The 13388-nt window shown below is 43.7% G+C and carries 17 protein-coding genes and 1 pseudogene; 6 read left to right on the top strand and 12 right to left on the bottom strand.

From position 1 onward, the window contains the following. The first annotated feature begins 275 nt into the window (after nt 1-275). Nucleotides 276-2177 carry a 7TM diverse intracellular signaling domain-containing protein gene (locus tag ACQ86K_RS31585; RefSeq protein WP_091174867.1) on the top strand — a complete coding sequence of 634 codons (1902 nt, stop codon included), beginning with the start codon at nt 276-278 and terminating at the stop codon, nt 2175-2177. A gap of 63 nt (nt 2178-2240) precedes the next feature. Here ACQ86K_RS31585 and ACQ86K_RS31590 read toward each other — a convergent pair whose 3' ends face one another. The 3 genes from ACQ86K_RS31590 to ACQ86K_RS31600 are packed head-to-tail and all read right to left on the bottom strand — an operon-like array spanning nt 2241 to nt 3247. Next, nucleotides 2241-2360, bottom strand: a complete 120-nt coding sequence (locus ACQ86K_RS31590) for a hypothetical protein (protein WP_431199401.1) — start codon at nt 2358-2360, stop codon at nt 2241-2243. Between the two features lie 17 nt (nt 2361-2377). After that, nucleotides 2378-2893, bottom strand: coding sequence for a substrate-binding domain-containing protein (locus tag ACQ86K_RS31595; RefSeq protein ID WP_431199402.1), 516 nt, complete (start codon nt 2891-2893; stop codon nt 2378-2380). Nucleotides 2894-2917: 24 nt separating this feature from the next. Further along, a complete protein-coding gene (locus tag ACQ86K_RS31600) occupies nt 2918-3247 on the bottom strand; it encodes a LacI family DNA-binding transcriptional regulator (protein WP_431199403.1) in 330 nt (109 codons plus the stop codon). Between the two features lie 208 nt (nt 3248-3455). Here ACQ86K_RS31600 and ACQ86K_RS31605 point away from each other — a divergent pair, with 208 nt between their 5' ends. Both ACQ86K_RS31605 and ACQ86K_RS31610 read left to right on the top strand, forming a co-directional pair. Continuing rightward, nucleotides 3456-3821 (top strand): response regulator, encoded by a 366-nt coding sequence (locus tag ACQ86K_RS31605; RefSeq protein WP_091174872.1) that lies wholly within the window; start codon nt 3456-3458, stop codon nt 3819-3821. A gap of 120 nt (nt 3822-3941) precedes the next feature. Continuing rightward, nucleotides 3942-4172 carry a hypothetical protein gene (locus tag ACQ86K_RS31610; protein WP_090532876.1) on the top strand — a complete coding sequence of 77 codons (231 nt, stop codon included), beginning with the start codon at nt 3942-3944 and terminating at the stop codon, nt 4170-4172. A gap of 192 nt (nt 4173-4364) precedes the next feature. On the opposite strand, the gene ACQ86K_RS31615 is transcribed toward ACQ86K_RS31610, so the two are convergent. The 9 genes and pseudogenes from ACQ86K_RS31615 to ACQ86K_RS31655 form a co-directional block, all read right to left on the bottom strand. Beyond that, nucleotides 4365-5099: a heavy metal translocating P-type ATPase gene (locus ACQ86K_RS31615; RefSeq protein ID WP_091174874.1), complete on the bottom strand. Its 735-nt coding sequence runs from the start codon at nt 5097-5099 to the stop codon at nt 4365-4367. Between the two features lie 725 nt (nt 5100-5824). Beyond that, nucleotides 5825-6385 (bottom strand): helix-turn-helix domain-containing protein, encoded by a 561-nt coding sequence (locus ACQ86K_RS31620; protein ID WP_091174877.1) that lies wholly within the window; start codon nt 6383-6385, stop codon nt 5825-5827. A gap of 13 nt (nt 6386-6398) precedes the next feature. Beyond that, nucleotides 6399-7468 (bottom strand): annotated as a pseudogene (locus ACQ86K_RS31625) (serine hydrolase domain-containing protein). 55 nt (nt 7469-7523) lie between these two features. Continuing rightward, complete coding sequence (locus ACQ86K_RS31630; RefSeq protein ID WP_143020883.1) at nt 7524-7910, bottom strand: hypothetical protein; 387 nt, start codon at nt 7908-7910, stop codon at nt 7524-7526. Between the two features lie 5 nt (nt 7911-7915). Next, the gene (locus tag ACQ86K_RS31635) at nt 7916-8650 is read right to left on the bottom strand and encodes a hypothetical protein (protein ID WP_091174885.1); all 735 of its coding nucleotides are present in this window, start codon (nt 8648-8650) and stop codon (nt 7916-7918) included. A 44-nt stretch (nt 8651-8694) separates the two neighbouring features. Then, nucleotides 8695-8895, bottom strand: coding sequence for a hypothetical protein (locus tag ACQ86K_RS31640; RefSeq protein WP_091174887.1), 201 nt, complete (start codon nt 8893-8895; stop codon nt 8695-8697). A 59-nt stretch (nt 8896-8954) separates the two neighbouring features. Beyond that, nucleotides 8955-9770 carry a sterol desaturase family protein gene (locus ACQ86K_RS31645; protein ID WP_091174889.1) on the bottom strand — a complete coding sequence of 272 codons (816 nt, stop codon included), beginning with the start codon at nt 9768-9770 and terminating at the stop codon, nt 8955-8957. A gap of 163 nt (nt 9771-9933) precedes the next feature. After that, nucleotides 9934-10713 (bottom strand): LytR/AlgR family response regulator transcription factor, encoded by a 780-nt coding sequence (locus tag ACQ86K_RS31650; RefSeq protein ID WP_091174892.1) that lies wholly within the window; start codon nt 10711-10713, stop codon nt 9934-9936. After that, nucleotides 10710-11732 (bottom strand): sensor histidine kinase, encoded by a 1023-nt coding sequence (locus ACQ86K_RS31655; protein WP_091174895.1) that lies wholly within the window; start codon nt 11730-11732, stop codon nt 10710-10712. Before ACQ86K_RS31655 ends, ACQ86K_RS31650 begins: the two co-directional genes overlap by 4 nt. A gap of 203 nt (nt 11733-11935) precedes the next feature. On the opposite strand from ACQ86K_RS31655, the gene ACQ86K_RS31660 reads away from it, so the two are divergent. The 3 genes from ACQ86K_RS31660 to ACQ86K_RS31670 are packed head-to-tail and all read left to right on the top strand — an operon-like array spanning nt 11936 to nt 13378. Further along, complete coding sequence (locus ACQ86K_RS31660; RefSeq protein ID WP_431199404.1) at nt 11936-12271, top strand: heme-binding domain-containing protein; 336 nt, start codon at nt 11936-11938, stop codon at nt 12269-12271. Next, nucleotides 12172-12897 (top strand): cytochrome P460 family protein, encoded by a 726-nt coding sequence (locus tag ACQ86K_RS31665; protein ID WP_431199405.1) that lies wholly within the window; start codon nt 12172-12174, stop codon nt 12895-12897. Before ACQ86K_RS31660 ends, ACQ86K_RS31665 begins: the two co-directional genes overlap by 100 nt. 4 nt (nt 12898-12901) lie before the next feature. Further along, nucleotides 12902-13378 (top strand): hypothetical protein, encoded by a 477-nt coding sequence (locus ACQ86K_RS31670; RefSeq protein ID WP_091174897.1) that lies wholly within the window; start codon nt 12902-12904, stop codon nt 13376-13378. Nucleotides 13379-13388: the final 10 nt, after the last annotated feature.

The following is a 13388-nucleotide window of genomic DNA, read 5'->3' on the forward strand; positions in this document are numbered from 1 at the left end:
TAGGCGTAGCCCTTTAATATGAAATAGATGGAAAAACCGCTTCGAACACTTTAGTAAATGGGCTTATCACTATTTATGCATAGTAAATCCCGGATATTAACAACAAATAGCTAAAAATTAACATTTTAAATAACTGTTTAATGTACTTTTAATAGGAATAGAAAAATAAAAATATTATAATTGTATCCGGCCTGACGCTAACCAAACAACCATTTTTTTCGCGCCTGTAGTGAAACCACCATTACAGGTGCGGAATACATCCATTTCCCAAGCCTATGTTTAAACTTTTACTGAGATCTTTTATCGGTATTATATTGTTTTGCTTATGCTTTTCAACAGGCATAGCTCAAACCACGGTTCAAATAAACGACAAAGTAAACCAGCACATTTTTGAATATAAGCAGATAGTTTATTTTGAGGACACAACCGGAAAACTCGGCCTCGATGATACTCGCGATGCTTACTTAGCAGGCAAATTCGCAGTTAACCATGAACCTACCCCGGTTACCCATCACAACAATTCGGCTTACTGGTACCGCATAAAAATTGGCAAGGCCAATGCCACCAGCAACAACTGGATCCTGGAGTTTTTTGATCAAACTATCGACAGTATTACCGTTTATTCGCCCGTTAAAAATACTTACAGGGCAACGTCGCTTGGCAGTAGCCGTCCTTTTGCCGCGCGCTTTTACAAACACAAAAACTTTAGCTTTAATATCAACAGCAGCCAGGGGCCCGATGATGTTTATTATATCCGCATCCGTTCGGGGCATTCGGTTAATGTGATCATGGTATTGCGTACGGTAAGCCGCTTTATTGGTTACGCGCTCGACGAATATTTTTTCTTTGGTGTTTTTTACGGTATGATCCTGGTTTTTGGCCTGTACAATTTCATGATGTTCATAGCCATGCGCCAGGTACAGTACTTGTATTACATCATTTATAACTTAAGTATTGGCCTTTATGAAATGTGTGCCGATGGCATAGCTTACCAGTACATCTGGCCAAACTATCCGGGCTGGAACAATTACGCGTATGGTATCGCCCTGTTTTCGGCCAGTATTTTTGCAATCCTTTTTGCCCAAAAGCTGCTCAATTTAAAAGTTAATGCCCCGCGATTAAATAAAGTGATCAAGTGGGTGATCATTTTCAGGTGCATTTATTTCCTGGCTTGCATTGCCATTAATATGGCCTGGTTTAACTACAAGATTATCGAGTTTTTGCCGCTGTGCATTTCTTTTTATGCGGGCTGTTATGTATTGATAAAAGGGTACAAACCGGCGCGGTTCTTTGTTATCGGATATACGTTTTTACTTACCGGCTTTGTGATTAAAAGCTGTATAGCACTAAATATTTGGTGGCTGCCCGTTACCGAGTTTGATTACTACAGCCTTAGTATTTGTTTTATTATGGAGATGCTGTTCATCTCTTTTGCTATAGGAGATAAAGTGCGGATCCTTAAAAAGGAAAAGGATGTTGCCCAGCAGGATATTATAGCCCAGATGAAGCAAAACGAAGAGCTGAAAGATATCCTGAACCGCAGCCTTGAAGCCCAGGTGCAGGAACGCACCCGCGAGCTGGTTGAAAAGTCATCAATGATAGCGGAACAAAATGAGGAGCTAAAATCAGTTAATGAGCTGCTGCAACAACAGGCCGAAGAGATCTCGCGCATGAATGTGCTCCTCGAAAAAGACAACATTATCCTGCATAATGATATTGAAAAAGTAACACACGATAGGGTAATGCTCACCGAAGTTGACTTTGAAGAGTTTAGCCGTATTTATCCCGACAGGGAAACCTGCTTCAAATTCCTGTCCGATCTGAAATGGGAGCATGGTTACGCCTGCCGCAAATGCAGCAATACGCATTACGGCAGCGGGCATCTGCCTTACAGCCGCCGGTGTTCAAAATGTGGTTATGAAGAGTCGGTAATAGCTTACACCATATTGCAAAACACCCGGATCCCTATCAATAAAGCTTTTTATATGATCTTCCTGATGTATTCAACCAAGGGTAAGATCTCGTCACATAAACTTTCCGAAATTCTTTCCATCCGCCAAAGCACCTGTTGGGCTTACAGCTCGCGCATTAAAAAAGTAATGGAGCAGCGTAAAAAAGAGATCAAAAACGCGGGGAATAAAGGGTGGAGTAAATTAGTGATCGACATGACTGCTTAGCAATCATGATCTTTGAACCCAATCGGGTCTTCTTTCCATTAATCATGACCTACGAACCATGATCTATGAACCCGACGAAGACTTCCTGATAAACAGTTTTGATTTCAATACATGTTGCTTTTTAGGGGCCAGGCCGTTGTTTTCCAGCACATCGAACAATAAAGTTGCAGCCTTTACGCCCATTTCGTAAGCGGGTTGCGTTATGGTTGAAAGAGGGGGGAAAGGAGCGGGGCTACCCTGAGGCTTGAAAAGCTAATCACTTTCAGATCGTTAGGTATCGAAATGCCAAGGTCATTACAAACGTAGTAGGTGGCAAAGGCCAAACGTTCAACCGAACTGAAAATACCATCAGGCTTGATTACCTGTAAGGCCTTTTTCAAAATCTTATAATTTTCCTTTTCATCGTTGCTGCAATCAATAACAAGGGTATCATCAAACACGATCTTGTGCTTAGCTAATGCATCCATATAGCCCTGCATTCGCACCTTACCTATCGAAATACTTTTGTTAACCACCAGGTAAGCTATCTTTTTGCACCCGGTTTTAATAAGGTGTTCGGTTGCTGCAAAACTGGCGTCATAGTCGTTAGTAGTTACTTTGGCGGCCTCAATATCCTCGTAAACGCGGTCGAAAAAAACAACAGGCACATGTTTTTTCCAGTTGACGCAGATAGTTGTGGTCGCTGGCTTCGCCGGATACCGACATGATAATGCCATCGGCTTTGCCATTGTTAAGGTAATTTACAAACGATACTTCCTTTTCAAAAACGTCGTCGGTGCGGTAAAGTAAAATGTAGAACCCTTTTTTACGGGCAACCTCTTCAATGCCATTGATAGCCTGCGAAAAAAGTCATTAGCTATTTCGGGAACAATAACAGCCAGGGTGTTGGTCTTTTTATCGCGGAGGTTACTGGCATAATGGTTGGGCAAATAGTTATGTTGTTTGGCGTAGGCTAAAATCCGCTCTTTAGTGTCTTTATTAATATCAGTGTTTCCATTAAAGGCCCTCGAGATGGTTGATGTGGAGATATTGAGTTCCTTTGCCAGTTTTTTGATATTGATATTGTCCATTTTCGCTCGCTAAATCTATTTCCTATAGGCCAAATGTAATAAAACAGATCAATTGTGTTTAAACATTAAGGCTATAATTGTCAAAATATCATTACAAAACAGGGCTCTATCAGGAATGGCCCCCGGACTGGACGGCAAGTAGTTAACTGTAAGTTAATCAGTGGCATGCGGTTTGCATAATATTAGTACAGAAAGCAGGGCAGGGTTTATGGCAAAACGAATTTTGATAGTTGATGATAACGAGCTGATGATAGAGGTAATGACCTACATCTTGCTGGGCAAAGGTTACGAAGTGGCCTCATCAACCCATGCCCATGAAATTTTTAGAACGATAAAAGCATGCCACCCCGACCTGGTGATTCTGGATATTGTTAATAAAAGCATGGATGGCCGCGAGCTGTGCCGGCTCATTAAATTGAACCGGGCCACTGAAAATCTCCGTGTAATTGTTTGTTCAGAAAACGAAGAAACCGAAGCACAGGAACCGCAAAAAGGGGCGCCGGATGATGTTTTGCACAAGCCATTTGGCATGAACAGCCTGATCCATAAGGTTCAGTTACTGCTGGCGGCCTGATTAATTGTGTAAAATAATGATCTGTAAATTAGCCTGTTAAATTAGAATTTAGGGTTGTCAGCCACCCTGTTGTTGCTTTTGTAACATGGGATACGTATGTTTACCGTAGAGAAGATAAAGATGGGATTGCCACTAAGAATAACTTTTAACGATACCGACCATGTGTATCAAATTAATACCTCGCCAATTACCCCAACCACCAGCGAACTTGAGATCCTGTTAAATGGCGAGAAAATAATCCTTCAAAAAGACGCCCGCCGTGTATGGGTACAAAAAGGCGAAGGCCCGGTAATTGACCCCGAATTTGCGCAAGCTTTGGGACGCTCGGTTGCCTTGCGGTTTAGGATGTAGGAGCTTAATAATTTCTTATTAAAGTTGTCATTTCGACGAACAGACGGGGAATTGTAATGGGAGAGAGGAGAAATCCTATACACCCTGCTTGCAAACTTTTATAGCGAACTTTCACAGCGTATAAGATTTCTCTTTCGCCCCGGTGCTCATGCCTCTTCCGCTCAATCGAAATGACACCCTGTTGAAGGTCTCTTACATTAACCCCAGCATCACTAAACCCATTACAATCATCAATCCATCTTCAATAATGGTAACTGTGCTCATGGGCAAATTAAATACCGCGCCAAGACATGCACAACGGATCTGCCTTTTGCTGAAAACACTTTGCAGCACACCAATCAGGCTTATGCTCATTAACGCAACCATAATGGCGTTAACCGTTACCGGCGCAATATTAAGCGCAAAGGCAAGACCTAAGCCCAGTTCAACAAAAACATACACGTAACCCCATCCGCGCCAGCGTTTGGCCACCACATCATACATGGCATAGCTATCGGCAAAGCCCGCGAGATCCAGCAGTTTAAAAAAGGAAAATACCAGGAAAAAGCCGCTCATGAAAACGCGCATGACCGTAAAGATGTTAAATCCGCCTGTATGGCTTCCGGCAATTATTGCTGCTGCTAAAATATAACCAAAAATGAGCAGGATCGGCTTGTAGGTTTGCAGCCAGGTGCGGTTTTCAGCAGCATCTGTCGTACTCATATGGTGATGATGTGCCTCTGCTTCGCTAAGCTGGTATTTAGGATAAGCGGCAAGAGCTTGTTGAAGGTCGCCTGTTGATACGTGCTTTTTCATCGTGATGTCGGCAGTACCTTCGGCTAATGAGATCTCAACTTTTTCGATGTTGGGAACCTGCTGTAACAGGCCTTGCACTTTAGCCAGGCAACCGCTGCAGGTCATGCCGGTGATATTATATGTATGTGTCATGATAATTTGTATTTGCTGATACAAAATTACCATGAGCCGGCAGGGAAGGCATTACGGTATTATGGGTATGATTTATAAGATTTACAGGTTAGCACGAGTGCTACCCATTACAACGAAAAAAATGGGTGTCATACTGAGTGATTTAAATCCGGTGGCCTCTGAAGGTAAAATGACATCTGCGTCACGTCATTGCTGTAAGGAATGAAGCAACCCCCGACAGGCTGGTAACGGGCTTCATTGGTATTTGACTTACATCGTCGCGCTCCTGGCCGCGCGGGGCCAATTACTTTTGTCGCCACAAAAGTAACCAAAAAGGCTTGCAGCAGAGAGGCTTCTTTGCGCACAATCTGGCCCCATAGCCATCGGCGCGGCCTTCACCCTGCAAAACGAACAGAACCACGGGCTGCAATTATTTTGCCCCGATTCGCACGCAATGCCTCCGCTTCTGCAAAAACTTGCCATGCCCCTGCAGCCGCACCGCCCAGCATCGTTCTACTCGTTTTCACCCGAAGCTGATCTGCTGTGAAAAACCACATTTTTTATCTTGTCATGGGTAGCCCGTCGAAGTATGGCGGGCAGGCCTCTGCGCACGAGTCTTCGACAGGTTCAGACTGACAGGTGCTCTTTGTCATCTAACCTTCAGAGGCCCCGGATTTAAATCACTCAGCAAAGCCGGGCACAATTTGATCGGGTTATACAAACCATTGCAGAATAAAATTCGTGCTTTATATATCTTCCAGGTTTGTGCGTTTACTACCCTGAAGGGCTTTAAAGGCAGATGGTGTCATCCCGGTTATCTGTTTAAACTGGCTGGATAGGTAGGCAACGCTGCTATAGCTTAATTGAAATGCGATTTCGGAAAGACTAAGTTCATTATAAACCAGGAGCTCCTTCACTTTTTCAATACGCTGGGCTATGTAGTATTTTTCGATGGTTGTACCTTCTACAGCCGAAAAAAGGTTGCTCAGGTACCCATAATCATAATTAAGTTTTGAAGTAAGCAACGCCGAAAGCTTCAAGGGCGATTGTGTTTCGGCGTAGTGCACATGCTCAATGATGAGGGTTTTGATCTGTTCAATAATACGGCTCTTTTGATCATCGATGAGTTCAAACCCAAGTGCATTTAACGATGTCTCCAATTGTTTGAGCTGAGCCGGGTTAGGGCCTTCTTTAATCTCTACCTCACCAAGATCAACAGAAACAGGCTGCAGCCCGGCTTTTTCCAGCTCGGTTTTCACCATTATTTTGCAGCGGCTGCAAACCATGTTTTTTATATACAGCTTCATGGCTGCAAAACTACTATTTTACTGCTTCATCCACCAGTTGTTTCAGTTCGCGATAACGCTGTTGCCTGCCATCGCTTTTAATATAAAAAGTCATCATAAAGGCGGCGTACTTTTTATCCTTGTCTATCCACGGAAAGCTCCCGAACAACCCCGGACTGCTTACGGTATGGGCATCAAACACCCACTCGCCGTAACCGTAACCTAAACCTCCGGCCTCGGCAGGTGAATAGGCGATCTTAACGTCGGCGGTAATCCTGTTTTCCTGCATCCGGGCTATACTATTTTCGCTCAGGACACGCTTTCCGTTAAAAACGCCCCGGTTCATGATCATGGTTAAAAAGCTCAGGTAATCCTCGGTAGTACTGTAGGCCCCGCCCGCGGGCAGGGCTACTTTGGCATTTCCAAAATCAGTATGCTGCATATTAAGCGGCCTGGCAATACGTTCGGCAAATAAGGTTTCAAAATTTTTGCCGCTGATTTTTTCGATGATAGCCCCGGCAATTTGCAAGCCGGCATTGCTGTAGTGAAAAACCTTGCCGGGTGTACCTTCCATCGGTAAGGCTGCTATATCGGCTATTGCATCATCCATCGAGTTGTCCTGGCGCATATCTTCTAAACTTTCTTTTAATGGCGGCGTCTTGATCCCGGTTTGGTGCGACAGGCATTGACCAATGGTGATGCCCCCTTGCCATGTTGCGATAGTACAGGCAAGTATTTGCCGGCTGTATCGGTCAATTTTAGCTTTCCCTCATCAACAAAGGTCATCACTAAAGCGGCACTAAGCCATTTGCTGCAGCTGGCAATAGCCACCTTTGAGGTAGACGTATAATCATCCAGATCAGCCTTTTTGCCTTGTTTGCGGGCTATCATGCGGCCAACAAATTTTTGCCTCATGTTCATATCATTAACTGCGTGATTGTAAACCACCCTGCCATCTTTATAAACAACAAGCACCACCCGGCCACCCATTTCGGATGCGTGGTCATTTAGCCAGTTATCAACTTTGGTAAAATTGTATTGAGCACTGGCCGGGATAGCGCAAAGGCTGATAAGCGTTAGAAGTAGGAAAAGTCTCGTTTTCATTTTTGGATGATTTTTAAGGTGCGTTAGGAAAAAATTGCGTCCTGCCTTTTAAACCTTACTGTTTTGCCTCTTTTTTCTCCTTCATCTTATCCCGCATCTCTGCTTCAAAGTCCTGGTACTGTTTAAACTGGTCAGCGGTGAACACGCCTTTCAGTTCGGTATCCTTTTCCTTTAACAATGCTTTCGCCTGCTTAAATTTAGAGAACCGCCCGGCATCGCTTTTAATGATCGGATCCATTTTTTGTGCGTATTTTAAATTGATGGCCTGCACTTTGGAGGTTTGATCGGGACTAAGCTCGAGCTTAGTCGTCATCATCTCGGTTTGAAATTGTGCACGCTGTTCGGGTGTTTTATTTTTCAGATCGGCACCGGTTTGCGCAAAGACAGATCCAATAAAAAGTGTGAAGGTTAAAACCGTTATTAAACTGAAGAGCTTTTTCATATTGTTTACCATTGAATGTTGTAGGATGCACCGCTGTTTAATAACAGTGTTGCTTTGTTATTGCCATTAAACGTAATAGTACCATTAAAGTTAAAGCTTTTGCCTGATGATGAAGCGCCGCTAATGGTAACCGTTGCTGTTCCGGATAAAATTTTGAGACTGGTTTTATCAACCGTGATATCTGACGATTTAATAATTAATTTGCTGCTGAAAGAATAATTGCGGCCGATCTTCGATACCTGGCTGCCATCACGGGTATAGGTAGTATTAAGCACGTAAGCAGGTGCCGTTGGGGCCAGTCCTGTTAATACAAAACCTCCGGAACAGCTATCCTCTGATGACATACGTGGCCCGTCATATTTGCTGCTGCCGGTAAAGTTGAAGGTAAGATCGTTAGGAACAACGCCCGAACAGTTGAGCAGGTAATTCCAGCTCAACGTATAATTATATGATGGGCTTACTCCTGTTGCACTTGATTTGGTAATAGATGAGTCTTTTGCAATGCCGCAGCTTAGCTTTACGGTTTTATAAACGGTTACTGAGCTGTTTACCTGTACCGCAAAGCCACCGCTTGATGGCACAATGGCATTTGTAGTCAGCTCGGCTGCATCGGCCTCGGTGACCGTTGTATTTTCTGTGGTTGATGCGTTATCCTTTTTACATGATGATATGATCACGGCCAGGCCGGCAGTTACTGCCAGGCTAAATAATATTTTTCTTGCTTTTAAAGAGGTTTTCATAACGTTGTTTTTTTGTATGGTTTATGATTTGATTTTATACTGATTTAATGGTGTACCACCACCACCCGGCGGCGGGTTACAACAACCGGGCGGGCAACAACAACACGCCTTACGGGTCTAACAATAACTGTATGTGCCGGTGTTACCACCACCCGGCGTACCGGGCGCATTACAATTACCGTTTGAGCATTTGCATTGGTGATGCCTGCGACAGCGAGGCAAAGGATTAAAATGATCTTTTTCATGATTTCAATGATTTAAATTTGATTTTTACAGGTATGACTATTGGGTCGGTAACGGGTTTTTACTTTTGGGGTGAAGCTTCCAAAGGCAGCGTTGAACTTTCTTTTACCGCGGATGAACTTGCTGGTTTAAACCAAATGACAAAACCCTGCAAAACCAGTTTAAATGGGTTATAGCTCAAAAAACCGGTCGTTAAGCCGTACTTTACAGGTTCGGTTTCGGGTTGATAAGTGTTAAACAACCTGTCCCAGATGATAAATACTCCCCCAAAGTTTTTATCGATATAGATTGGATTACTCCCATGATGTACCCGGTGCGATGAAGGCGTATCCATTACCCGCTCAATAATGCCGAGCGTGCCTACAGCTTCGGTATGTAAAAAGAACTGATAGGCCAGGTTCAGCACGTAGGAGATCACGATGAAATCGGTAGGTAAGCCCAGCAATGCAGCAGGTATGAAAAACAGCGGACTGATAATTGCCGAAAACCAGTTGAGCCGGTAAGCTGCCGTTAAGTTCATGTGCATAGCCGAGTGGTGTATAAGATGAAATGCCCAAAGCGGTTTCCAAACATGCGAGATGCGGTGGAACCAATAATAAATAAAGTCGACTGTGATGAAGGTTAATGAAAATATCCAAACGTTATGCGGCATTTTTAGAGGTGAAAGGCCGGCGAAAAACCCTAATACAGCTAACTGGTAACCGGCAAAAAGATATTTGGAAAACTGGAAGCCGGCAAATACAGCCAGGTTGGCAAACGTTTCTTTAACCTCGTAAGCGCCCCGGTCTTTTTTCCAGCTCCAGATAATTTCGATTGTAACCAGTATCAACAGAAACAGCAGGATGTAAATTCGGTATGGGCCAATTTGATGTTTCATTTTTTAATGTTTTAAAGTTTGTGTGAGACACGTAAACAGTGACTTGACTATTTTGATATCCGCCGACACATATCTACCCGCGTCGGCATTACAAAAGTGGAAGGAAAAATGGGGGAGGGCAGGGCAAATCCAGGTGAAGCTGCAAAAGCAGGGGGCGAAGTGCTTAGCGGTTCATCCAGCTTTTAAATTCGGGAACGCGGGCCTTGCTGATAAGTATGCTTTCGGCCGGTTCCGGCTTTACTTTGATAGATAATCGGCCGTTGAAATAGAAATCTACCTCGGTTATAGCATCGCGATTAAGAATAAATTGGCGGTTGGCGCGGAAAAACTGCTGCGGATCAAGCTGCAGTTCCAACTGTTCCATGGTGAACTCCATAATGTATTGACGGGCATCTGAAGTATGCGCATAAACAATTTCGTTAGTGGTATAAAACCAGGCTATTTTAATAGCTTCAACCGGGATCAGTTTTTCACGAAAATGGATGAGGAACGATTTTTTGTAGGAACGAGTAAGAAGGCTAATCTGCTGAAGCATTGCTTCAACTGCCAAAGCAGGAGCTTCATCCCGGTTCGATGCAAAGAAATCATTATGTTTTTGCAATGCGCGGGCTATTTCCTGCTCATCAAATGGCTTTAGGATATAATCGATGCCGTTGTTTTTAAAAGCAGGAAGCGCATAGTCATTATAAGCAGTAACAAAAATTACAGGTTTGGTAATAGCCACCTGCTTAAAAATATCGAAAGATATGCCGTCGGCCAGGCGGATATCCATAAATATGAGGTCATAACTATTTGCCTGATCACTGAACCAGGTCACACTTTCTGCTACTGATGGGAGCGTGGCAGCTATAGCTATTTTATCATCTATTGCAGTTAATAAACGGGCGAGGTTGCGGGCTGTTGCCGCTTCATCTTCAACTATAACTACACGTAGGGGTCTCATACTTTCAAGGGCAATTTAACAATAAACCGGCCGGCCGTTTTTATGATCTCTATCTCCCGGCCTGTCATGATCCTGAAACGTTCGTTCAGGTTGGCCAGCCCTATGCCGTTACTGTTTTCGGGCGAGGAGACCTCTTGTAAATTATTACTGATAACGAGCAGATCACCCTCCATATAAATGCTAACTGTTAGTGGTTTTGTAATGGTTGCCGCATTATGTTTTACGGCGTTTTCAAGCAGGGGTTGCAAGGAGAGGTGAGGGAGTTCATTATTGAGCCGGGCGCTATCAACATTGATATCAAGCTTAAAGGCATCTTCCAAACGCAGGGTTATAAGCTGTGCAAATGAGCGGAGCATTGTCAACTCATCCTGCAGCGTTACGAGGTTTGTTTTTCCCTTAATAAGCGCATAACGAAAAACGGCGGATAATTCTTTTACATATTGCTGTGCTAATGCCGGGTTTTCGCCAATTACTCCCGATAAGCTACTTAATGAATTGAACAGGAAATGCGGGTTCATTTGTTCTTTAAGCAGTTCAAGTTCGGCCTGCATCCGCGCGTTTTTTAATAGTTGGTTTTCTGTTTCCCTCATCCTTGCTTCGCGCAGCAATAAAATTATTTTTATAACGATGCTAATCAGTATGATGCTTAGGGCAAAGCGGGTAAAATACCCAAGTGCAAGGCCGCCCGGAACACTTTGATAAACAAATAAAACGCGTTGTAAAATGACCCCGACGACAATGGATGGCACCGCAATAATAATATTGGCCAGCACATACATCACATGCTTTTTTTGATTGCGGAATACAGAAAGCGTACCACCTTCCTTTAAATTCAAATAAAACATCAAAAAACAGAAAACGATGTTATACAGAAGCTGGAAGCTCCATTCGCCCAGGTTGAAATGCCAGTAGCGGGCTATGATGCCGTTTTCGCGCAGGGCCAGCAGTTTGCCCGAATTCATCATGAGTCCGACGAGCAGCGAGCTATACAAACAAATGCGTTTTTCGGTTTTATCCATCAGGTAAAGCTAATTTAATATTTATTGGTGATACTCATATAGCAGGGCGAAGCTGAAATATCAGGAGGTGAAGCATCAAAATGACATGTTTTGTAGTCTCAACTTCCTTTTTTCCTTATTTAACGATTATTTGCACTCGCCCAACTAATTGTTACATTTATTATAAAGGATTGTCGTTTTCTTTGCATTGCAAACGAATGGCTATGAAAACCAACAGAAAACCCTTGTATCGACGAAAAGCGTTCCTTATCATCCTGATTTTATTTGCAGGCTTTTTGTGCATCCAGTTTATGCGCCCGGATGTTCCTAACCCGCCGGTAACGGGCGACCTGGAAGCCCCGGCAGATGTTAAGGCTGTTATTCAACGTGCCTGTTATGATTGCCATTCAAACAATACCAATTTACGCTGGTACGATAAAATAGTTCCTATTTACTGGGGGTGGCATCCCATATCAAACAGGGCAGGGCCGACCTTAATTTTTCCGAATGGAATAGGCTCGCGCCGGCCGATCAGAAAGGCAAACTCTGGGAGTCGGTAAATCAGATAATAGCCGGAGCAATGCCTTTGCCGGGTTATACCGCTGTTCATACCGGCGCAAAAGTATCTGCAGCCGATCTTGCTGTTTTGAAGAACTATCTTGCTTCAATGGTGCACAGCAAGCCTGCCGATACGGCGGTTATCAATGCCGCCGACAGGCAATATCAGCATTGGCAAAAAAACAAAACAGCAATAAGCAAATTGCCAACAGCAGCCAACGGCATCTCTTATATCCCCGATTATAAAAACTGGCAGCCTATCAGTACAACTGAACGATTTGATAATAATACCCTGCGTGTAATCTTCGGTAATGATATTGCCGTGAAAGCAATCAAAGAAAACAAGATCCACCCCTGGCCAAACGGCGCCATATTTGCCAAAGTGGCCTGGGCACAACTACAGGATAAAGACGGGACCACCCATACCGGCGAGTTTAAGCAGGTGGAGTACATGATAAAAGACGATAAAAAATATGCATCTACCTTTGGCTGGGGATGGGCGAGGTTTAAGACCCCGAAAATGGTGCCGTACGGCGGTGCAAATGTCATGTTTACCACAGAATGTACGAATTGCCACAAACCGATGGCTGCCGAAGATTTTGTATTTACCCAACCAATTAAACACTAACCCCATGAAAGCATTATATAGTTTATTTGCTGTATGCAGCTTAATGTTTGCGGCCTGCTCCGATAACAAACCGGTTGAATTATACAATACCAAAGCCGCGCTGCCATCATCCCCGAAATATAACCTCGATGGTTTGAAGGTAATCACTTCATTTGTTAATAAGACCAAAGGAACAGCCTCAACACTTTACGGGAATGACCAGGCTTTGAAATCGGCAATTGATGGAAACAAAACAGTTGGAACTAACGAAGTATTTACATTAGTAACCTGGAAGCAACAGGATGACGATCATTGGTTTGGCGCGAAGATCCCTTCGGATATTGAATCGGTGGAAGTGATTAAAACTACATCGTCTGGTAATAGCGTCGCTGTTAATTATCAACAACTTAATGGCAAGTCTCTCGACTTAAAAGCAGATACTTCGGGCCAGTCTGAAAGGATTAAATATATTCTTGGGCAAAAGCCTTCTGTTTTGCCGTAGTAATTCAGGA

Source organism: Mucilaginibacter sp. P19 (genome assembly GCF_050632265.1).
In the GTDB taxonomy this organism is placed as follows: domain Bacteria; phylum Bacteroidota; class Bacteroidia; order Sphingobacteriales; family Sphingobacteriaceae; genus Mucilaginibacter; species Mucilaginibacter gossypii.

Excerpts from the sequence above, each read along its gene's own strand:
- ACQ86K_RS31630 (WP_143020883.1), bottom strand. The coding sequence starts at position 7,910 with ATGAAAAAGCTCTTCAGTTTAATAACGGTTTTAACCTTCACACTTTTT.
- ACQ86K_RS31600 (WP_431199403.1), bottom strand. The coding sequence starts at position 3,247 with ATGGACAATATCAATATCAAAAAACTGGCAAAGGAACTCAATATCTCC.
- ACQ86K_RS31605 (WP_091174872.1), top strand. The coding sequence starts at position 3,456 with ATGGCAAAACGAATTTTGATAGTTGATGATAACGAGCTGATGATAGAG.
- ACQ86K_RS31645 (WP_091174889.1), bottom strand. The coding sequence starts at position 9,770 with ATGAAACATCAAATTGGCCCATACCGAATTTACATCCTGCTGTTTCTG.
- ACQ86K_RS31640 (WP_091174887.1), bottom strand. The coding sequence starts at position 8,895 with ATGAAAAAGATCATTTTAATCCTTTGCCTCGCTGTCGCAGGCATCACC.
- ACQ86K_RS31585 (WP_091174867.1), top strand. The coding sequence starts at position 276 with ATGTTTAAACTTTTACTGAGATCTTTTATCGGTATTATATTGTTTTGC.
- ACQ86K_RS31650 (WP_091174892.1), bottom strand. The coding sequence starts at position 10,713 with ATGAGACCCCTACGTGTAGTTATAGTTGAAGATGAAGCGGCAACAGCC.
- ACQ86K_RS31610 (WP_090532876.1), top strand. The coding sequence starts at position 3,942 with ATGGGATTGCCACTAAGAATAACTTTTAACGATACCGACCATGTGTAT.
- ACQ86K_RS31655 (WP_091174895.1), bottom strand. The coding sequence starts at position 11,732 with ATGGATAAAACCGAAAAACGCATTTGTTTGTATAGCTCGCTGCTCGTC.
- ACQ86K_RS31590 (WP_431199401.1), bottom strand. The coding sequence starts at position 2,360 with ATGGGCGTAAAGGCTGCAACTTTATTGTTCGATGTGCTGGAAAACAAC.
- ACQ86K_RS31615 (WP_091174874.1), bottom strand. The coding sequence starts at position 5,099 with ATGACACATACATATAATATCACCGGCATGACCTGCAGCGGTTGCCTG.
- ACQ86K_RS31660 (WP_431199404.1), top strand. The coding sequence starts at position 11,936 with ATGAAAACCAACAGAAAACCCTTGTATCGACGAAAAGCGTTCCTTATC.
- ACQ86K_RS31620 (WP_091174877.1), bottom strand. The coding sequence starts at position 6,385 with ATGAAGCTGTATATAAAAAACATGGTTTGCAGCCGCTGCAAAATAATG.
- ACQ86K_RS31670 (WP_091174897.1), top strand. The coding sequence starts at position 12,902 with ATGAAAGCATTATATAGTTTATTTGCTGTATGCAGCTTAATGTTTGCG.
- ACQ86K_RS31595 (WP_431199402.1), bottom strand. The coding sequence starts at position 2,893 with ATGGCATTATCATGTCGGTATCCGGCGAAGCCAGCGACCACAACTATC.
- ACQ86K_RS31635 (WP_091174885.1), bottom strand. The coding sequence starts at position 8,650 with ATGAAAACCTCTTTAAAAGCAAGAAAAATATTATTTAGCCTGGCAGTA.